Source organism: Streptomyces sp. NPDC006925 (genome assembly GCF_042869575.1).
Taxonomy (GTDB): domain Bacteria; phylum Actinomycetota; class Actinomycetes; order Streptomycetales; family Streptomycetaceae; genus Streptomyces.
In genome coordinates this window covers 25489-45664 of record NZ_JBIAGB010000014.1, presented here as the reverse complement: position 1 = coordinate 45664, position 20176 = coordinate 25489, and the positions used below count along the sequence as shown (strand labels likewise).

At 74.1% G+C, this 20176-nt stretch carries 12 protein-coding genes; 7 read left to right on the top strand and 5 right to left on the bottom strand.

Going from position 1 to position 20176, the window contains the following annotated elements:
• Window positions 1–17: 17 nt before the first annotated feature.
• Window positions 18–1895: a peptidoglycan DD-metalloendopeptidase family protein gene (locus ACFYNS_RS19770; RefSeq protein WP_388604175.1), complete on the bottom strand. Its 1878-nt coding sequence runs from the start codon at window positions 1893–1895 to the stop codon at window positions 18–20.
• Window positions 1896–3002: 1107 nt separating this feature from the next.
• Between ACFYNS_RS19770 and ACFYNS_RS19765 the strand changes: the two genes are divergently transcribed.
• Window positions 3003–3413, top strand: a complete 411-nt coding sequence (locus tag ACFYNS_RS19765; RefSeq protein ID WP_075002139.1) for a cobalamin B12-binding domain-containing protein — start codon at window positions 3003–3005, stop codon at window positions 3411–3413.
• Window positions 3414–3806: 393 nt separating this feature from the next.
• Here ACFYNS_RS19765 and ACFYNS_RS19760 read toward each other — a convergent pair whose 3' ends face one another.
• The gene (locus ACFYNS_RS19760) at window positions 3807–5549 is read right to left on the bottom strand and encodes a DUF5691 domain-containing protein (protein WP_388604173.1); all 1743 of its coding nucleotides are present in this window, start codon (window positions 5547–5549) and stop codon (window positions 3807–3809) included.
• 289 nt (window positions 5550–5838) lie between these two features.
• On the bottom strand, window positions 5839–7308 hold the full coding sequence (locus tag ACFYNS_RS19755; RefSeq protein WP_388604171.1) for an SWIM zinc finger domain-containing protein: 1470 nt from the start codon (window positions 7306–7308) through the stop codon (window positions 5839–5841).
• Window positions 7309–7494: 186 nt separating this feature from the next.
• Between ACFYNS_RS19755 and ACFYNS_RS19750 the strand changes: the two genes are divergently transcribed.
• The 5 genes from ACFYNS_RS19750 (at window position 7495) to sucD (ending at window position 14660) form a co-directional block, all read left to right on the top strand.
• Complete coding sequence (locus tag ACFYNS_RS19750; protein WP_388604169.1) at window positions 7495–8646, top strand: AAA family ATPase; 1152 nt, start codon at window positions 7495–7497, stop codon at window positions 8644–8646.
• Window positions 8643–11129: a DUF5682 family protein gene (locus ACFYNS_RS19745; RefSeq protein WP_388604167.1), complete on the top strand. Its 2487-nt coding sequence runs from the start codon at window positions 8643–8645 to the stop codon at window positions 11127–11129. Before ACFYNS_RS19750 ends, ACFYNS_RS19745 begins: the two co-directional genes overlap by 4 nt.
• Entirely contained in the window at window positions 11126–12331 is a 1206-nt protein-coding gene (locus ACFYNS_RS19740; protein ID WP_388604165.1) for a VWA domain-containing protein, read from the top strand. Before ACFYNS_RS19745 ends, ACFYNS_RS19740 begins: the two co-directional genes overlap by 4 nt.
• A gap of 236 nt (window positions 12332–12567) precedes the next feature.
• Complete coding sequence (gene sucC / locus ACFYNS_RS19735; RefSeq protein WP_388604163.1) at window positions 12568–13740, top strand: ADP-forming succinate--CoA ligase subunit beta; 1173 nt, start codon at window positions 12568–12570, stop codon at window positions 13738–13740.
• Window positions 13741–13775: 35 nt separating this feature from the next.
• A complete protein-coding gene (gene sucD, locus ACFYNS_RS19730; protein ID WP_075002133.1) occupies window positions 13776–14660 on the top strand; it encodes a succinate--CoA ligase subunit alpha in 885 nt (294 codons plus the stop codon).
• 302 nt (window positions 14661–14962) lie between these two features.
• On the opposite strand, the gene ACFYNS_RS19725 is transcribed toward sucD, so the two are convergent.
• Window positions 14963–15934 (bottom strand): hypothetical protein, encoded by a 972-nt coding sequence (locus tag ACFYNS_RS19725; RefSeq protein ID WP_360302548.1) that lies wholly within the window; start codon window positions 15932–15934, stop codon window positions 14963–14965.
• Between the two features lie 946 nt (window positions 15935–16880).
• On the opposite strand from ACFYNS_RS19725, the gene ACFYNS_RS19720 reads away from it, so the two are divergent.
• A complete protein-coding gene (locus ACFYNS_RS19720; RefSeq protein WP_388604161.1) occupies window positions 16881–18854 on the top strand; it encodes a DUF6350 family protein in 1974 nt (657 codons plus the stop codon).
• Between the two features lie 76 nt (window positions 18855–18930).
• Here ACFYNS_RS19720 and ACFYNS_RS19715 read toward each other — a convergent pair whose 3' ends face one another.
• The gene (locus ACFYNS_RS19715) at window positions 18931–19992 is read right to left on the bottom strand and encodes a hypothetical protein (RefSeq protein WP_360302542.1); all 1062 of its coding nucleotides are present in this window, start codon (window positions 19990–19992) and stop codon (window positions 18931–18933) included.
• Window positions 19993–20176: the final 184 nt, after the last annotated feature.

Sequence of the window (20176 nt, the reverse complement as noted above, 5' to 3'; positions counted from 1 at the left end):
GGGCCGGGGGCCGGTTCTCAGCTGATGCTGAGGCCCTTGCTCTGCAGCCACGGGATCGGGTCCACTGCCGAACCGCCACCGGGACGGACCTCGAAGTGCAGATGCGGTCCCGTGGAGTTGCCGGAGTTGCCGGAGTAGGCGATCACATCGCCCGCCTTGACCGAGCCGGAGCGGAGCTTGTTGCTGCTCAGATGGCAGTACCAGGTCTGGGTGCCGTCCTTCGCGGTCACGATGGCCATGTTCCCGTACGCCACGCTGTGCTTCGTGGAGACGGTGCCGTCGGTCGCGGCCATCACGGGCGTGCCGTAGCTGACGGGGAAGTCGATCCCGGTGTGGATCGACATCCAGTTGACGCCTGCCTGGCCGTAGCGCGCGCTGAGCGTGTGGTTCTTGACGGGAATGACGAACTTGGGGCGCAGCGCCTCCTTGCGCGCGGCCTCCTTCGCCTTGCGCTCCTTCTCCGCTTCCTGGCGCTGCTTGAGGTCGATGCGCTCCTGGGTGCGGCTGGCGCGGTCGGCGAAGTCGTCGGCGTCCGCGGAGAGCCCCTGAAGCTGGGTGTCCAGCTTGCTGTTGACGTTCGAGGGCTTCACGGGAGAGGCGTCCGGCGCCGCGACGGTGGTGCTGTCCTTGTCCTTGCCGTCGTCGCCCATCACACTCGCCGCCGCCGCGCCCGCGACACCCATGACGGCGACGGACGGAACCGCCACGGTCATCAGCGCCCGGCGGCGGGGCTTGGGAGAGCGTCGTCGCCCGCGCCCGTGCGAGCCACCACTGCCGCTGAGCGCGGCGGGCGCGTCGAGGTGCCCCTCCCGGACGTCCTCAGGCTCCGGACCCGACTCCACGAGAAGGTCGGGCTCGGCGGAGTCGAACCCGTGCTCGTGCGGAGGTTCGTGGCCGAAGGCGTCAGCCTGCGCGTGCTCGTCCGCTGCGGGCTCGTCCTGCGCCAGCACGGAGAAGTTCCACTGCGCGGTGGCTTCCTGCTCCTGCTCGGAGTGGTGTCCGGCGGGGGCATAGCCGGGGTCGAAGCCGAACTGGGCGGTCCCGTTCCCGTAACCGGTCTCCGCACCGCCGAAGGTGTCGTGGCCCTCGTAGCCGCCGTGGGAGGGAGAGCCGTCCTGCGTGGGGTGGCCGCCGGGAACGCCGTAGCCTCCCTGGTCGTCCTGCGGCCGGTCGTAGCCGACGTATGCGGCGTGCGCGTCGTAGGCCGGGGGCGCGTCGTACGCGGAGTGCTCGAAACCGCCGTATGCGGCGCCGTCGTACGCGGCTCCCTCGTATCCGAGTTGGCCGTCGTAGCCGGGACCTTGATCGTATCCGGGACCTTGATCGTATCCGGGCCGGCCGTCGTATCCAGGTTGGCCGTCGTAGCCGAACGCCGCGCCGTGGCCGTCGGTCGCCCAGTCACCGGATTGCGGAGCTGCGGCCTCCCAGCCGCCGGTGCCCCAGGACGTCGTGTCCCAGTTGCCCGTCTCCTGCACGCCGAAGGCCCACTGGCCGGTGCCGTCACCCGGGACGGGGTGCCCTTGGTCGAACCCGGGGGCGGCCGCGGTGCCGGCGGACCCGTCCGGGCCCGCCATCGCGTCGGGCTGGTAACTCCCGGTGCCCCAAGCGGTGGTGGCGTCCCAGGAGCCGGTCGCGGCGTTGCCACTGTCGCTGCCCGGGAGGGCGCCGAAGAGCGGATCGTCGCCGTAGGAGGGGTAGGCGCCGCCCGCGGGGTAGGAGTCACCGGGAGGTGCGTAGGTACCGGCGGAGTACGCGTCGTGTGGACCGGCCTGGTAGCTCTCCTGGGGATAGGCGCCGTACGCGGACTGTCCGTGGTCCACGCCGTAGGTGCCGTACGAGAAGCCGGAACCGGGGTCGTCGGGATTCGGGACTCCCGACGGATGACGGTCGTTCACCACCAACTTCTCTTTCGCCTAGGCGACAGGGGCGGAGCAATGCGGGCGACTGTACCCGGGGGTATGCGACGGCCACAATCTTCGGCAGGTTTTGGCGACGCAGGAAAAGGGCAATCGGCCGTCTTTCGGCGGACTACGGACCGGCCGCGGCGGCTGAGTTCGAAATTCGTTCGAAAGAGTGATCCGCTCGGACGGACCTGTCCGTCGTCCCGGTACCCGATCTGACGATCATCGGCACCGGCACGCCCCCGCTTCCAACTCACCCCGCAATCGGGCGGACACGCCACAATCCACCGGCAGCGCCACATGACCGACACCCCCGTCATCGCCCTCGTACCCGTTGGTCGAAACCGCACCGGCTGTTTCCGATCGTCGGCCGGAGTCTTCGAGCAGCGCGGTCGGACCGTTCGGTCAGAGGTGGAGAAGAAGGGGGAGTGGGGGCGTGGGGTGAGGGAGCGAAAGACGGACGCCGCACGGGTGGGGGCACCTGACCCCACGGTGCGGTGCCGCTCACGCGGCGGTGCGGCGGGGGCGGGCCGTCGGTGACACGTGTGCCTGCAGCCCGCTCGGGCTCCTTCATCGGTGTTCTCCCCGCGGCGGAACGACGGACAGGGGCGCACTCGGCGCGTGGCAGGGAGTGCGGACGCCTCGGGCGCCCAGGCGCGTGCGGCGCGGTCGAGGCCGCACGCTGAAGCCGGAGCGCCCCGCGTGACAGGCGAGCACCCGCGCACGGCGCCCCCGAGCGGCGTGCGCAAACCGCCGTGCCGCCCGGGGGCTGCGGCGGCTGCGGGAAGCGGGGGCGGTTGTGGCCCGTCTTGGGGCCGGTCGGGAGCGGCAGGGAATGCTCGGGAGTGCTCGGGAGTGCTCGGGAGTGGTCGGGGTGGTCGGGGGTGGGGGGCGGGGGTCTGGGGAGGTTCTCCCTGCGGGAAGCCGAAGGCCGGGGAGGGGGCCGGAGCCGGAGCGAGAGCCGGGGAATCCGATGGCTCGTGTGTGATTTCCCCCTCCCTTGCGAGCGCGGAGCGGGACGGGTGCGGGATGCTGGAGATAACGTGCGTTCACACCCCGGGGCCCGTTCCGGCCTGGAGGTCGTCCTTGAGGGAGGCAGTGATGGATGTGACGGGTCCGATCCGCGTGGTGGTCGCCAAGCCGGGGCTCGACGGCCATGACCGCGGTGCCAAGGTCATCGCACGGGCCCTGCGGGACGCCGGTATGGAGGTCATCTACACCGGGCTGCACCAGACACCCGAGCAGGTCGTGGACACCGCCATCCAGGAGGACGCGAACGCCATCGGCCTCTCCATCCTCTCCGGCGCGCACAACACGCTCTTCGCCCGCGTACTGGAGTTGCTGCGGGAGCGGGACGCCACCGACATCAAGGTGTTCGGCGGCGGCATCATCCCCGAGGACGACATTCCGCTGCTCAAGGAGCAGGGCGTCGCCGAGATCTTCACCCCGGGCGCCAGCACCACCGAAGTCGTCGACTGGATCCGCACCCACGTGGGCCCGGTCGCGGCCTGAGACCACGGTGGGCCCCCGGCCCCCGGCCCCCGGCCGCCCATCCGCCGGGACGGCTCACCCGTGGTCCGGTGGACGACTCTTCGGCACCTGCACCTCACGTGCCCGGGCCGCCCGAACCCGTGGACGCCCGAGACCGGAGCCGCCAGTCCCCGGAACTGTCCGGTGCTGGAACCGCCGGGCTTCGGGGGCCGCGGCGGCGTATCTCCGAGCCTCGTCACCCCGCCCCGCCCTGGGACTGCCTGACCTTGTGGCTGCCTGCCTTCCAGGAGTCCTGTGGTTGCCTGGCCTTCCAGGAGCACGGGCTCCGCGGCCACGGGATCCCGGCGCGAGGGCCGGCCTCGGGGAGCCGCGGCGGCGGATCCCGGGCCCCGACGGTCCGCCGCGCGCCTTCCGTCAGCCGGTCGGTCCGGACACTTCCGGCTCCCTGTCCGGCACCTCGTTCCGTAGCTCGGCGAGCATCACGGCACGCAACCGCAGGGTGGCCAGGAGCCGCTGGAACGACTCCGCCCAGTACGCACCCGCGCCCGGGGACTCCCCTTCCTTCTCGTCGGGTACCGCGGCGAGCGGCGCCAGTCGCTCGGTGTCCGACGGGTCCAGACAGCGCTCGGCCAGCCCCATCACCCCGCTGAAGCTCCACGGATAGCTGCCCGCGTCCCGGGCGATCTCCAGCGCGTCCACCACCGCCCGCCCCAGCGGCAGCGGCCACGGCACCCCGCACATCCCCAGTACCCGGAACGCTTCCGACAGCCCGTGCGCCGCCACGAACCGTGCGGCCCACGCACCGCGCTCCTCCTCGGGCAGCACCGACAGCAGCTTGGCCGGATCGCCGGGCCCTTCGGTGAACGGCTCGGTCGGCTCACCGATGAGCGCACGCGCCCACGGGGCGTTCCGCTGCCGTACGGCGGCACCGCACCAGGCCGCGTGCAGATCGTCCCGCCACCCGTCGGCTACCGGCAGCGCGACGATCTCCGCCGGGGTCGCCCCGCCCAACTGCTCGCCCCACACCTCCAGCGGGGCCGACTCCACCAGTTGGCAAAGCCACCAGGCTCGTTCGCCCCGACCCGACGGTGGCTTGGGCACGATCCCGTCGCGCTGCATGTCCGCATCGCACGTGCTCGGTGCCGTCACCGCGATGCCGCTGCCGCCCGTCGAGTCCGGGGCCACGCAGCCGCGGGCGCGGTCCGCCATCCGGGCAGCCAGCGCCGAGCCGGGCAGCGCCGCCAGCAACTCGGCCGCCGTCGCCCGCACCGTACGGCTGCGATCGGCCAACGCGCGCTCCAGAAAGGGCTCGTCGGAGGAGCGCATGCCCTCGCGCAGCGAGTCCAGGAACATCAGCCGGTCCTCGGCCCGCTCGGTCTGCCAGGTGGAGGCGAGCAGTGCCGTCGCGGCCTCCGGATCGCGCCGACGCACCGTCGTGAGCAGCGCGACCCGCTCGGCGAACAGGCCCTCCTGCCAGACTCCCTCGGTCTCGTCCGGCCCTCCGTCCGGTGCCCGGCGGCGGACGCCGTCGCGCAGCGCGAACTTCCAGTCCGCGTTGTACCGGGCCAGCCACAGCGCTCGCGGACCGGCGAACGCCAGTGTCTCGGCCCGCAGGTCGGTACGGGCCCGTGCCGCGTCCAGCAGGGCGGGCAACAGGGCGGTCGGTGCCCGGTAGCCGTGGGCGTTCGCCTCCGTCAGCCACTGCGGCAACAGCTCGCCCAGATCCGGACCCGCGCCGCGCCGCCCGGACGCCGACGCTCCGCCCGGTGCCCGATCCGCGAGCAGCGCCGCCAGCCGCCGCTCGGCCGCGCCGGGCAGCGGTGGCCGCTCGTCGGCCGGTGCGGGCCCGGGCCGCCGCCCGGGGACCGCGGGACGCACACCGGCCCGGCGGCGGACCGTCTCGGTGGCCGCGGCGTCCAGCAGTGCCGTCACGCTCCCGCCGGGCGGCCGCCGCCGCTCGGCCCCCAGCAGCGCCGCGGCCACCAACTCCCCCCATTCCTCCCGCTCGTCCCGGTTCCCCCGCTCCTCCCGGTTCTCCCACTTCTGCTGGCCTGCCCGGCCTGCCCCGTGTCCCCGGTCCTCCTGCTTCCCGCCGGTGCCGTCATGCGACGGCTGCGCTCCGCGGGGGTGCCGTCCCGTTCCCGTGCCGACCATCATGTCCGCCCCTCCCGTCACGCCTGCCGCTCGTCACGCCTGCCACTCATGGCGCCGTCCGCCCGTCCGCCCGTCCGCCCGTCCGCCCGTCTGTCCGTCCTTCCGCTCGTCGCCCACCCCGATCGGGCGTCTCCTGCTCTGTGGCGACCGCGGTCCTGTTCCGCTCTCACCGGGCGACCCCGCTCCGCCCCGACCGGGCAGGCCCTGCTCCGCCCCGACCGGGCAGGCCCTGTTCCGCCCCGACCGCAGGCGGCCCCTGCGTCGTCCCGACCGATGTGAGACCGCCCCTCCCTCACAGCGGGACGGCCCTGCCCTCGTGCCAGGCCGTGTGCGGCAGGAAGCCGCGATGGCCGCACTCGCCGAAGACCGTGACCGGGCCTTCGGCGGAGAGTGCGAGCAGTCTCCACAGGGGTGCCGCACCCATGCCCGGCGCCACCGGCAGCGCGGACTCCTCGTCGACCGCCGCCAGTTGCCAATCGGCGCCACCCTGACCGGCCCGGCCGCCGCGCCCCGCCCCCGCCGTGCCGCCCGCCGTGCCGGCGTCGGAGGGTGGGATCGGCAGCACACGCTCCAGCACACACGGCCGGCTCTCCGCCCACGGATCCTCCCGGAGCATCCGCGCATAGCCCTCCAGCGCCTCCCGGACGCCTGCGCCGGAGGGCAGGAAGCCCGGCAGCGGTGCGCCATGCCGCCGGCCGAGGGCGGCCCGCAGCGAACCGGAGCCCGGGTAGTAGGCCAGCTCCGCGTCCAACGTCGCGCCCACCGGCAGGGCCAGCTCCGGAGCGCGGCCGCCCGCGCCGTAGGACAGCAGCAGGGCATACCGTCCCGCTGTCCGGCCGTACAACCACACGCGGCGGACCGTCAGGCGCCCCTCGTCGGTGTCCCGCTGGGCCAGGACCAGCCACTCGTCCCGGATCAGCGCCTGCTTCTCCGCCAACACGTCGGCCGCCTCCAGGGTCAGACCCACCCGGGTGCGGACGGTGTCGGCCAGCGGCGCGGGCAGCTCCGCGGCCCGCCGCCAGCCGCCGACCAGCAGGTGCAGCAGCGCGCACTCGGCCAGCAGCCGGCCGGGCCACCCCTCGCCGGAGCCGGGTATCGCACCCAGCTCGCGTATCCGGGCCGCCAGGCCCGGAGCCTGGGCGTCGACCATGCGGGCCGCCATCTCCTCCCATGGCGCGTACCCCCGCTGCTCCGCGCCCGCCAGTCCGCCGCGCAGCAGGTCTGCCAGCCGCTGCTCCAGCTCCTGGGTGCCGGCCGTGATCCGCTCGGCGCGCTGCGCCGCACGGCGGTGCGCGGCCTCGGACCGTGCCCGGTCGTCCGCGCCGTGCCCGGAGCCTGCCGCGGCCTGTTCGGCCTCCGTCCCGTCCGACGCATCGGCCGGATCACGGCCGGCCTTCCGCTCCGCACGCCGCCTGCGGTCGCCGAGCCAGCCGTCGGCCCACTCCGGCGGGTCGCCCCCCTCCGCGACCGCTGCCTCGCCGCCTGCCCACAGCAGGAGCAGACCGAGCGCGTGCTTGCACGGGAACTTCCTGCTGGGGCAGGAGCACCGGTATCCGGGCCCCTGGCCGCCGTCGAGATCCACCACCGTCAGATACGGCTTGCTTCCACTGCCCTTGCACTGCCCCCAGACCGCGCCGTTGCCCCATCCGGCCTCCGTCCACGGCCCCGGTGCCGAGAGTTTGCTCCCCGCGCGACGTGACGCGTCGTCAGGCGCCAGCGCCCTTACCTGCTCCGCCGTCCAGCGGACCGCCTGTCCACCCATGCCGAAGACGGTAGGCGGCGCCACTGACAACACCCCGTCGACCGAACGAAAGTGCAGGTCAGAGCGATTGTCAGTGCCTGGGTGCAGAGTGGTTCACGGATCGGCCGAGGCGCTGCGGCGCGGGGGTTCCCTTCCTTGGCCATCCCCTTGTCTTTTTCGAGAACCGGTCTGCTCCGAGGGGGAATTGTGACCGAGAGCCATGTCGCGGATCCGGCTGCCGAGTCCGCGGGAGAGCCGGCCTCCGGCCCGGCCGCTCCCGCTGCCGCGCTGCGGCCGCACGCCGAGACAGCCTTCGCCGACGAGCTGGCGGCCCTCGCCGCGGCCGACGACCGCCCGCGGCCCGCCCGCTGGCGGCTGTCCCCGTGGGCCGTGGCCACCTACCTGCTCGGCGGCGAACTCCCCGGCGGCACCGTCATCACCCCCAAGTACATCGGCCCGCGCCGCATCGTCGAGGTCGCGGTCAGCACCCTGGCCACGGATCGCGCGCTGCTCCTGCTCGGCGTGCCCGGCACCGCGAAAACGTGGGTGTCCGAGCATCTGGCGGCGGCCGTCAGCGGCGACTCGACGCTGCTCGTCCAGGGCACGGCGGGCACCGCGGAAGAGGCCATCCGCTACGGGTGGAACTACGCGCAACTGCTCGCCCAGGGCCCCAGCCGCGAGGCTCTGGTGCCGAGTCCGGTGATGCGTGCCATGGCCGAGGGCATGACGGCGCGGGTCGAGGAGCTGACCCGGATCCCCGCCGATGTGCAGGACACGCTGATCACCGTGCTCTCGGAGAAGACCCTCCCCATCCCCGAACTGGGGCAAGAGGTGCAGGCGGTCGCCGGGTTCAACCTGATCGCGACGGCCAACGACCGCGACCGGGGCGTCAACGAGCTGTCCAGCGCGCTGCGCCGCCGCTTCAACACCGTGGTGCTGCCGCTGCCGGCGACCGCCGAGGCGGAGGTGGACATCGTGGCGCGCCGGGTCGGCCAGCTCGGCCGCTCCCTCGACCTGCCCCCCGCGCCCGAGGGGTTCGACGAGATCCGCCGGGTGGTCACCGTCTTCCGTGAGCTGCGCGAGGGAGTCACCGGCGACGGCCGTACGAAGCTCAAGTCCCCTTCCGGGACGCTCTCCACGGCCGAGGCCATCTCGGTCGTGACCGGCGGGCTCGCGCTGGCGGCGCACTTCGGGGACGGAGTGCTGCGCGCGGGGGACGTGGCCGCCGGCATCCTCGGCGCCGTGGTCCGCGACCCGTCCGCCGACCAGGTGGTGTGGCAGGAGTACCTCGAGGCCGTGGTCCGTGAGCGGGACGGCTGGAAGGACTTCTACCGGGCCTGCCGAGAGGTGTCCGCATGACGGCTGGCGCAGGGGGCGCGGCAGGTCCGCTGTTTCTCGGGGTCCGGCACCACGGTCCCGGTTCGGCCCGGGCGGTCGGAGCCGTGCTGGAGGCGTACGAGCCGGCCGTCGTCCTGATCGAGGGCCCTCCCGAGGCCGACGCGGTGGCCGCAGCGGCGGGGGACGACGGCATGGTCCCGCCGGTGGCGCTGCTGGCCCACGCCGTCGATGAGCCGGGCCGGGCCGCCTTCTGGCCGCTGGCGGAGTTCTCACCGGAATGGGTGGCGATCCGCTGGGCCGTGCGGCGCGGGGTCCCGGTCCGCTTCATCGACCTGCCCGCCGCCCACACGCTCGCCATGAGCGAGGGCGAGCAGGAGACGGTCCCCGGCGGCACCGACGGGGGTGGTGCCGCCGGGGACACCGACACCGACCCCGATCCCGATGCCGCACCCGAGGGCGGGAGCGGCGTCCGGCTCGACCCGCTGGCGGCGCTCGCCGAGGCGGCCGGGTACGACGATCCGGAGCGCTGGTGGGAGGACGCCGTAGAGCACCGGCGCGGCGCGGCTCCCGGCGCCGACCCCTACGAGCCGTTCGCGGCGCTCGGCGAGGCGATGGCCGAACTGCGCGCGGTGCACGGCGCGGGCGGCCACCAGCGGGACCTCGTCCGGGAGGCGCACATGCGGCTGCGCCTGCGCGAGGCCCGCAAGGAGTTCGGGGACGCCGCCACCGCAGTGGTCTGCGGTGCCTGGCACGTACCGGCGCTCACCGAGGCCGTGACGGTCACCGCGGACCGGCGCGCCCTCAAGGGACTGCCCAAGGTGAAGGCCGAGGTCACCTGGGTGCCCTGGACGCACCGGCGGCTGGCACGCCGGTCCGGATACGGCGCGGGCATCGCCTCGCCCGGCTGGTACCGCCACCTCTTCACCGCCCCGGACCGGCCGGTGGAACGCTGGATGACCCAAGTGGCCGGGCTGCTGCGGGAGCAGGACCACCAGGTCTCCTCCGCGCACCTCATCGAGGCCGTACGGCTCGCCGGGACGCTGGCCACGCTGCGCGGCCGCCCGCTGGCCGGGCTGACGGAGACGACGGACGCGGTGCGGTCCGTGCTGTGCGAGGGCTCCGACGTGCCGCTGGAGCTGATCCGGGACCGGCTCGTGGTGGGGGACGTACTGGGAGAGGTGCCCGAGGGAGGCCCGGCCGTCCCCCTCCAGCGCGACCTCGCACGCTGTCAGCGCGCGGTGCGGCTCAAGCCGACCGCCGCCGAACGCGAGCTCGATCTGGACCTGCGCAAGGAGACCGACGCGGCACGCAGCCGGCTGCTGCACCGGCTCCGGCTGCTGGGCATCGACTGGGGCGAGCCCGTCCGCTCCCGGAGCGGCAGTACCGGCACCTTCCGGGAGAGCTGGCGGCTGCGCTGGGAGCCGGAGCTGTCCGTGCGGGTGGCCGAGGCGGGGATCTGGGGCACGACCGTGCGCGAGGCGGCCACCGCCAAGGCGCGGTCCCGGGCCGTCGAACCCGGCACCGCGCTGGCCGACGTCACCGGGCTCGCCGAACTGTGCCTGCTGGCCCGGCTGCCGGACGCGCTTCCCGTGGTGATGCGGGTGCTGGCCGACCGGGCCGCGCTGGAGTCCGACGTCGGCCACCTGGCGCGGGCCCTCCCGGCGCTGGTGCGAACGCTGCGCTACGGCGATGTGCGGGGCACCGACGCGGGAGCGCTGGCGGAGGTCGCCGGTGGGATGGCCGAGCGCGTCCGGGTCGGTCTGCCGCCCGCCTGCGCGGGGCTGGACAGCGAGGGCGCCCGCGAGATGCGCGGCCATCTCGACGCCGCGCACCAGGCGGTGAACCTGCTCGCCCGCGACCGACCGGCAGCGGACGGTGCGGCGCCGCCGCCGGGCCCCGAGGACGGTGCGGCGCCGGACCCCGAGGGCGGGACGGCCGGAGATCTGCTGGATCGGTGGCGGACGGTGCTGCGCAGCCTCGCAGGCCGGGACCGGGTACCCGGCCTGCTGCGGGGCCGCTGTGCGCGACTGTTGCTGGACGACGGCCAGTTGGCGGACGCCGAGGCGGAACGGCTGGTGAGCCTGGCGTTGTCGCCGGGAACGCCGCCGGCTGAGGCCGCGGCGTGGATCGAGGGGTTCCTCGCGGGTGGCGGGATGCTGCTGGTCCACGACGAACGGCTGCTGGCACTCGTGGACCGCTGGCTGACGGGCGTGCCGGCGGACGCGTTCACGGATGTGCTGCCGCTGCTGCGGCGGACGTTCGCGGAGTACGAGGCGGGGGTACGGCGCACGCTCGGCGAACTGGTGCGCCGCGGTCCCGCGGGGGAGGGCGGCCGCCAAGGGAGCGGCGAGCGCGAGGGGCTGCCCGGGTTCGGTGCCGGGCTGGAGGCGCGGCGGGCCGACGCCGTGCTGGAGACGGTGCGGCTGCTGCTCGGCACGGCGTCCCCCGGGGACGGCGGCGGCGCGGCGAACGGGAGTCACGAGCGGGAGGGGGTGCGGGTATGACGGTCCGCGAAGAGCCGGCGGCGTCCGGCGGGGCGCAGCTCACCGGGGTCGAGGCGGACGAGCGGCTGCGGCGCTGGCGGCTGGTGCTGGGCGGGGGCCCGGCGGACGGCACCGGTTGCGCGCTGGGCGCCGCCGACAGCGGGATGGACGGGGCCCTGGAGGCGGTCTACGGCGGGGCCGGCGGCAGCGGTCCGGCCGGCGGCGGCAGCGGTGCCGGTACCTCGGGCGGGCTCGGCGCCTCGGCGCCGCGGATCTCGCGCTGGCTGGGCGACATCCGCACCTACTTCCCCAGCTCCGTCGTGCAGGTGATGCAGCGCGACGCGATCGACCGGCTGGGGCTCTCCGCGCTGCTGCTGGAGCCGGAGATGCTGGAGGCGATCGAACCTGACGTGCACCTGGTGGGCACCCTGCTGTCGCTGAACAAGGCGATGCCGGAGACCAGCCGGGAGACCGCGCGCGCGGTGGTCCGCAAGGTGGTCGCCGAGCTGGAGAAGCGGCTCGCCGCCCGCACCCGCTCGACCCTCACCGGCGCGCTCGACCGCTCCGCGAAGATCAACCGCCCCCGGCACCGGGACATCGACTGGAACCGCACCATCCGCGCCAACCTCAAGAACTACCTGCCCGAGTACGGGACGGTCGTCCCCGAGCGGCTGATCGGGTACGGGCGGGCGGCGCAGTCCGTCAAGAAGGACGTCATCCTCTGCATCGACCAGTCCGGGTCGATGGCGTCCTCCGTCGTCTACGCCTCCGTGTTCGGCGCGGTGCTGGCGTCGATGCGGACGCTCGACACCCGGCTCGTCGTCTTCGACACCAGCGTGGTGGATCTGACCGAAGACCTCGACGACCCCGTCGACGTGCTCTTCGGCACCCAGCTGGGCGGGGGCACCGACATCAACCGGGCGCTGGCCTACTGCCAGTCCCGGATCAGCCGCCCGGCGGAGACGGTCGTCGTACTGATCAGTGACCTGTACGAGGGAGGGATACGGCAGGAGATGCTCAAACGGGTCGCCGCGATGCAGGCGTCCGGTGTTCGGTTCGTCACTCTCCTCGCCCTCTCCGACGAGGGCGCGCCCTCCTACGACCGGGACCACGCGGCCGCGCTCGCGGCGCTGGGCGCGCCCGCCTTCGCCTGTACGCCCGACCACTTCCCGGAGGTGATGGCGGCGGCGATCGAGAAGCGTCCGCTGCCGGTGCCGGAGTAGCCCGTCCCGGGCTTCCCCGGGTGTGCGGGCCCGGTGCCGGTCGGTGCCCCGCACACCTTCCTGGTGCGCGCTGTGACCGTTGTCACCGCGTATGTGTGAGGTGCGATTTAGGCACCGCACGCACGCAGGGCTAACCTGCAAGGCGGACATGCCGCGCGACCCGTGGACGCCGCGGCCCTGCGGCACGCCCACGCTGACATCGACCGCGAGACCACTGATTAAGGGGACGGACGCGCGTGGACCTGTTCGAGTACCAGGCGAGGGACCTCTTCGCCAAGCATGACGTACCGGTGCTGGCCGGTGAAGTCATCGAGACATCCGAGGCGGCGCGCGAGGTGACCGAGCGGCTCGGCGGCCGGGCGGTCGTCAAGGCGCAGGTCAAGACCGGCGGCCGCGGCAAGGCCGGCGGCGTCAAGCTGGCCTCCGACCCGGCGGACGCGGTCGAGAAGGCCGGCCAGATCCTGGGCATGGACATCAAGGGCCACACGGTCCACAAGGTGATGCTCGCCCAGACCGCGGACATCCAGGAGGAGTACTACGTCTCCTTCCTGCTCGACCGCACCAACCGCACCTTCCTCGCCATGGCCTCCGTCGAGGGCGGCGTGGAGATCGAGGAGGTCGCGGCCACCAAGCCGGAGGCGCTGGCCAGGATCCCGGTGGACGCCATCGAGGGCGTGACCGAGGCCAAGGCCCGCGAGATCGCCGAGGCCGCGAAGTTCCCGGCCGAGCTGGTCGCCCAGATCAGCAACGTGCTGGTCAAGCTGTGGGACGTCTTCGTCAAGGAGGACGCCCTCCTGGTCGAGGTCAACCCGCTGGTCAAGACCGCCGAGGGCAAGGTCATCGCGCTGGACGGCAAGGTGTCGCTGGACGCCAACGCCGACTTCCGCCAGCCCGAGCACGAGGCCCTGGAGGACAAGGCGGCGGCGAACCCGCTGGAGGCCGCGGCCAAGGCCAAGAACCTCAACTACGTCAAGCTCGACGGCCAGGTCGGGATCATCGGCAACGGCGCGGGGCTGGTCATGTCCACCCTCGACGTCGTCGCCTACGCGGGCGAGGCGCACAGCAACGTCAAGCCCGCCAACTTCCTCGACATCGGCGGCGGCGCCTCCGCCGAGGTGATGGCCAACGGCCTGGAGATCATCCTCGGGGACCCGGACGTCAAGTCCGTCTTCGTGAACGTCTTCGGTGGCATCACCGCCTGCGACGCCGTCGCCAACGGCATCGTGCAGGCGCTGGAGCTGCTCAAGTCCAAGGGCGAGGACGTCAGCAAGCCGCTGGTCGTCCGCCTCGACGGCAACAACGCCGAGCTGGGTCGCAAGATCCTGACCGACGCAGCGCACCCGCTCGTGCAGCAGGTGGACACCATGGACGGCGCGGCCGACAAGGCCGCCGAGCTGGCCGCCAAGTAAGCCCGGACGAGACCGAACGAGGACATCGACACACCATGGCTATCTTCCTCACCAAGGAGAGCAAGGTCATCGTCCAGGGGATGACCGGCTCGGAGGGCCAGAAGCACACCAAGCGGATGCTGGCCTCCGGCACCAACATCGTCGGCGGTGTGAACCCCCGCAAGGCGGGCACCACCGTTGACTTCGACGGCACCGAGGTGCCCGTCTTCGGCGGCGTCAAGGAGGCCATGGAGGCCACCGGCGCCGACGTCACCGTGATCTTCGTCCCGCCGAAGTTCAGCAAGGACGCGGTCATCGAGGCCGTCGACGCGGGCATCGGCCTCGCCGTCGTGATCACCGAGGGCATCGCCGTCCACGACACCGCCTACTTCTGGGACTACGCGGCCCAGAAGGGCAACAAGACGCGGATCGTCGGCCCGAACTGCCCCGGCCTGATCACCCCCGGCCAGTCGAACGCGGGCATCATCCCGTCCGACATCACCAAGCCGGGCCGCATCGGGCTGGTCTCCAAGTCCGGCACGCTGACGTACCAGATGATGTACGAGCTGCGCGACATCGGCTTCTCGACCTGCGTGGGCATCGGCGGTGACCCGGTCATCGGCACCACCCACATCGACGCCCTCAAGGCGTTCGAGGCCGACCCGGACACCGACCTGATCGTGATGATCGGCGAGATCGGCGGCGACGCCGAGGAGCGTGCGGCCGACTTCATCAAGGAGAACGTGACCAAGCCGGTCGTCGGCTACGTCGCGGGCTTCACCGCGCCGGAAGGCAAGACCATGGGCCACGCGGGCGCCATCGTCTCCGGCTCCTCCGGCACCGCGCAGGCGAAGAAGGAGGCCCTGGAGGCCGCGGGCGTGAAGGTCGGCAAGACCCCGTCCGAGACCGCGCGGCTCGCGCGGGAGCGCCTCAGCGCCTGAAGCCCGGGCGTGCCTGAGCGCTGGGCGGTATGACGTCCGGGCGTGTCTGGGGTCTGGGCGTTCCTGAGGTCTGGGCGTGTATGACCTCCGTGCGGACCGCGCCGCGCACCTGAGCGGACCGGCGTCCGACGCCTCGGCGGGGACGCCGGGCCTGCAACGGTTCGCTGTCCGGCGCCTCGGCGTCCGGCAGCGGGCCGCCCGCCCGGCTTCAGCCGCTCGACGGGCCCGCACCCTCCGGGGTGCGGGCCCGTCGGCGCGTCCGGCGGACCCTCCGCCCGGAGCGGAGGGTCCGCCGGTCCCGGCTACGGGAGGTCGTGCAGGTGCACCCGGGTGTTGGTGGACCGGAGTTGGGGGAGATACGCCTGCCCGGTTCCGCCGGCCGGTGCCCGGACCGAGGAGCCCGCGCTGTCCCGCTCGCTCGTGGGAGTGGAGCGCGTGTTCGTCCCCGTCCCCGTCCCTGTCCCTGTCCCTGTCCCCGTTTCCGGACCGCCCGGGAGCGTCGCCGGGGCGAAGGTCCCTCGCGGTACCCGCTCCCGCTCCTGCGCCGGGGCGCTGCCGCCGGTCTGGGTTGTCAGCAGGGTGAACGTGGTCGCCGCGGCCACCGCCGCCGTCAGACCGACCGAAGCACGCGTCCACAGCCGCGTCGTCCGCGCGCTGCCGCCCCGCACCAGTGAGGCGGGGATCGGGCGCACCGGCTGCGCTGCGGCCAGCTCGCGCAGGGTACGCGCCAGCACGGCACCCCGCTGCCGACGCGGCGACCGCGCCAGCGGCGGCCAGCTCTCCTCCAGCGCCGCCCGCCCGTGCGCGACCCGCCCGGCTGCCGCCGCGGTGCTGCACTCCGCCTCGGCGGCCGTCTCGGTCAGGGTCAGCCCCAGCCCGTAGTGCAGCAGCAGCGCGGCCCGGTAGCTGCGCGGCAGCTCCAGGAACGACTCCAGCACCGCGCTGTCGACCGACGAACCCCGGCACACCTCAGGTCTGCGGTGTCTCGGATGGAACTGATGCCAGGGCGAGAGCGCGTACGCGTACACCGCCGCCCGCACCGTCCGGGTCGGATCGCTCCCTGCCAGCACCTTCGGCCAGTGCTGCCAGGCCTGGTGGAACGCCCAGCGCACGGCTCGTTCCGCCACCCGGCGGTGCCCGCACAGCAGGAGAGCCTGGCGGGTCAGCGCCCGCGCCTGCCACAGGTACAGCTCGTCGAACGCGGCGACCGGATCGTCCGGCAGCACTGTGGTCCGCCAGGCCGAGCGGACGAAGTCCTCCACCGGACCGGGCACGTCCGCCACCACCTCGACCCGCGGCTCCGGCTCGCTCCGCGGCTCCGGCTCGCTCCGCGGCGCCGGTGCCGGAACCCGCGCCGAGCCGGTCTGCGGCTGTGCTTCGCTCCGCGGGGTCGGCGTGACGGGCTCCCCTTCTTCACCGTCCTGGGCCTGCGTCGGTGTCTGCTGCTGCTCGGACGGCGCCTGCTCGGTTGCGGACGTGGGGCCGACTTCGGGGCCTGGCGCGGGTGCGGATCCTGGTGCGGGTCCTGGTGCGGGTGCGGGTGCGGGTGCGGGTGCGGGTGCGGGCCCGGGTGCGGGTGCGGGCTCGGCCTTGGACTCCGGCCCGGGCCCGGGGGCGGGTGCGGGTGCGGGTTCGGGTTCGCCCGCGGGGTCGGATGCGGGGTCGGATGCGGGCCGGGCCTGTGCCGTCTTTGGGACCGGCGCGGTGGCTTCCGGTCCGGTGGCTCCCGGTGCCTGCGCGGCCGCCTTCGCCTCCTGGGCCGCCGCCCTCGGGGCCTGCCCCGACGCCTTCGCGGGCCGTGTCGGCTCCGAGGGGCGCGGGGCCTCGACGGCATCGGGCTCCCCGTCGGGAAGCCCCTCCTCCGCTGGGTGCGGCGCGGCGGAAGTCGCCGCCCGGTCGTCGGGGGAGGGCTTCGCCTTCTTCCGGTTCTTCCGGTTCTTCGCCCGGTGCGCGGCTTTCTCCGCGCTCTTCCCCCCGCCCTTCGCCGGCCTCTTTCCCGCCCGGGCTTTCGCCTGAGTCTTCGTCCGCGCTGTGGCCGGAGTCGACGCGGTCGGAGCCTCGCCGGGTGAGGGCGTGTCAGGAGCTTCCGAGGATCGGGACCGGGCCGTGTTCCGGGCGTCGTCGGAGGAGGAAGAGAGAGGCATACCGCTTAGCTTGTGCGACACAGCGACAAAATGCCTGCTACTAGGGCAAAACGGGTGTTCTTGGCAGCATGGCGCTGTGAGCCCCCTGACGCACCGCGGTCCGTCGCTCTCCTCGGGCCGCCGCCGCCCTCGTCTCCTGCCCCTCACCAGCGGATGGCTGCTGGGCGGTGCGGTGGCCGCCGGGCTCGGGCTCGGTCTGTCCGCCGTCGTCGTCCTGCTGCTGTGGACCGTCTCGCCGTATCCCGTCGGAGGAGCGGACGAAGCCCTGCGCACGGCGGCGGACCTGTGGTTGCTGGCGCACGGCGCGCAACTCGTGCGGCAGGAAACACTGACCGGCCCAGTGGCACCCGTGGGAGTGACCCCCCTGCTGCTGACGGCGGTACCCGTGTGGCTGCTGTGGCGCGCCACGCGGGAGGCGCTGGACGCGCGGCCGACCGTGGACGACGACTACGGGCCGCCGGAGGTGGCGGTGTGGGTGTCGGGCGGCTATCTCCTGGTCACCGCTGCCGTGCTGGCCTCCGCCTCCGGTGGTCCGCTCGAGGCGGAACCGGTCAGCGCGGCCTGTCGCCTGCCGCTGTTCGCCGTGCTGGTGACGGGACTGTGCGCGGTCCGCTGCCTGCCGCCCCACGCGCTCGCAAGGAGCTGGGCCGGCCTTCTCGCGCGGCTGTCGGATCCGGCCCGCACCCGGGTGCGCGGCGCACTCCGCTCCGTCACCCGGGAGCGGGTGATCGTCGCCGTACAGGCGGCCGGCACGGCCGCCGTGGTGCTGTGCGCCGGAGGTGCGGCACTTCTGACGGCTGCCCTCGTCTGGAGCGCCCGCGCGGTATTCGGCGCGTTCCCGCAGCTCGCCGGGAGCGTATCCGGGCATCTCGGGCTGCTGCTGGTCACGGTCGCCCTGCTGCCCAACGCGGCGCTCTGGGCGGTGTCCTACGCCCTGGGCCCCGGCTTCACGCTGGGGGCCGGTAGCGTCGCGGGCCCGCTCGCCACGACGGCAGCCCCGCCGCTCCCGCCGTTCCCGCTGCTGGCCGCCGTGCCGGAAGAGGGTTCCGGAAGCGTTCCCCAGTGGTGTCTGACGGGCCTGGTGCCCCTGCTGGGGGGTCTGCTGTGCGGTTGGTGGGTGGGGCGTTCCGAGGTGGCTGTCGGACCGGGGCCCGGGGCCGCTTTCGGTTCCGGTTCTGGTTCTGGTTCTGGGAGAGCGCTGCGCGGTGCACCGGGCTGGCGCGCCACCCTCGTGACCGTCCTGCTCGCCGCGGTGCTCTGCGGGGCTGTCGTCGCGCTGCTCACCGCGAGTGCGAGCGGTCCCCTCGGCAACGGGACGCTCGCTCATGTGGGTCCCTACTGGTGGCAGGCCGGAGGTGCGGCGTGCGCGTGGATGACCGTTGTCGGACTGCCCACCGCGCTGTGGGTCGGCTGGTGGACGCGGTACCGTGCGCGCAGGGCGACAGCCGCCGCGGCGCAGGCCGTGGAGGCCGCCGTGCTCGCCGCCCGCGGCCACGGCCCGGACCCCGCATGGCACACCGACGAGGTCCGCCGCGCACGCTGGTCCGTGATGAAGTCCGCCTCCGGCGGCCTGATGCCCGACTTCGCGCCCGACGACTTCGACGGACATCGCGGCCTCGAACGGTCCGCAGCGGGCGGGGCGGAGCAGGGACGGCGGAACGCGCCGCCGTCCGCACCGCACACCGATGCCGAGCGGCAGCCCGGGCCCGCGCCGGATCCCGTACCTGGTTCCGGACCGGAAGCCGGGCCCGTGCCGGAACCGGCGCACGCGCCCGACCCCGGAGCCGCGCCCGCCCCCGTACCAGCGGAAGCCCGCGAGCAGCCGGTCCCGGCCTCGGTGCCGGTACCCGGCAGCGACACCCCGGCCCGCGGAGATGCCCTGGCGCGCGGCGACACCTCGCCCCGCGGCGACACCCCGGCCCGCGGCGACACCCCGGCCCGCGGCGATGTACCGCCGCCCGCCGACACCTCGCCCCGCGGTGACGCTTCGCCCCCCGCCGATGCTTCGGCCTGCCCCGACGAGACGGTTCAGGCGGCACCCGCGCAGTGATCCGCCAGGTCACGGGGTTCGCCCGTCCGCACGGTGGTGATGCCGGGGCTGCCCGGCGCCGTGGTGTCGGCCGGGGTCAGCGGTCCTCCAGGAACGGCCGCAGCTCCTCGGGCAGGTGCCGGGTGCACTCGTCCCGGGAGGACTGGGTGAGCGCGTCGTTCTGGCAGGCGTAGAAGTCGCTGTACACGAACTGGAACGCGAAGGTGGCCCCGACGATCACCAGCGTCAGGCTCGCGGTGACCAGACCGCTGAGGGCCGCTGTCCGCTTGGCCTTGTCCGCCTGGGCGGGCGTGACGGCCAGTGGGACCCGGGGCTTGCCGTCCGCGCCGTCGGCGGCGCCCTCCTGCTCCGTGCCGCGTGCCGTGCCGGCCACGTCCTCAGCGGTGGCCGCAGCGCCCTTGCGCCCGCCCCTGCTGCCCTTGTCCTTCTTTGCGGCCTTCGCCGTCTTCGCCGCGGGCTTGCCTCCCGGCTTCGTCGCCGAAGCGGGCAGCTTGCCGCGCAGCGCGTTGCTGCCCCAGTAGAGGGAGAGCGCCCCGAGTAGCAGCGCGACCTGCGGCACGCTCAGCAGCGCGAAGAACAGGCCCCAGATTCCGGCGTGCAGGGAGTAGCGGGCGTGGCGCTGCAGGGGGTCGGTGGGGTCCCAGCGCATCCCCCGGGTGCCGCCGGGGCCGTCCGGGCCGCCGGGGCCGCCCGGACCGGAAGGTCCCTGGTCGCCGTTGTTCCGGCCGTCCCCGCTGCCGCTGCCCGCCTTGCCGGGGCCGCCGCCGAAGCCGCCGCTCTGCCGCCCCGGCTGTCGGGCGCTCCACTGGCTGCCCCAGCCCGAGGACTGCTGCTCGTCGTCCGAGCCCCCGGCGCCTTCGCGGTCTCCGCCCTGCGAGCCGCCGCCGGCCGAGCCGTGAGCCGAGCCCTCCGTCGGGCCGCCGTCCGTCGAGCCCCCGCCGGTGCCCGATCCCTGGCCGGGCGATCCCGAGGGCGCCGAACCCGTCCCGCCGGTCCCCGGCGACTCACCGGTGCCGCGCTCGCGCGGCACCCGCGGCTCCCACGGCCGGTCCGGCTGCCCCTCCGGCGGCGGCGCGAAGGGGTTGTCCTCGCGGGAGGTGCTGTCGGATGCGGCCGCACGGCGGCGTCGGTCGGTCATCTGGTGTGTGTCTTCCTCATCGCTTCCGCGTCGCTTCCTCGGCCCTGCGGCCCCTGAGCCCCCGCGGGAACCCAAGGAGACCGTGTCCCTGACGCTACCTTCCGCATGCGCCCCCGTCCCGTGGGGGCCGTTCCGAGTGCCGGTATCGTTGCCGACGGTCGGACGCTTCGTAGAGTTCCCCGGA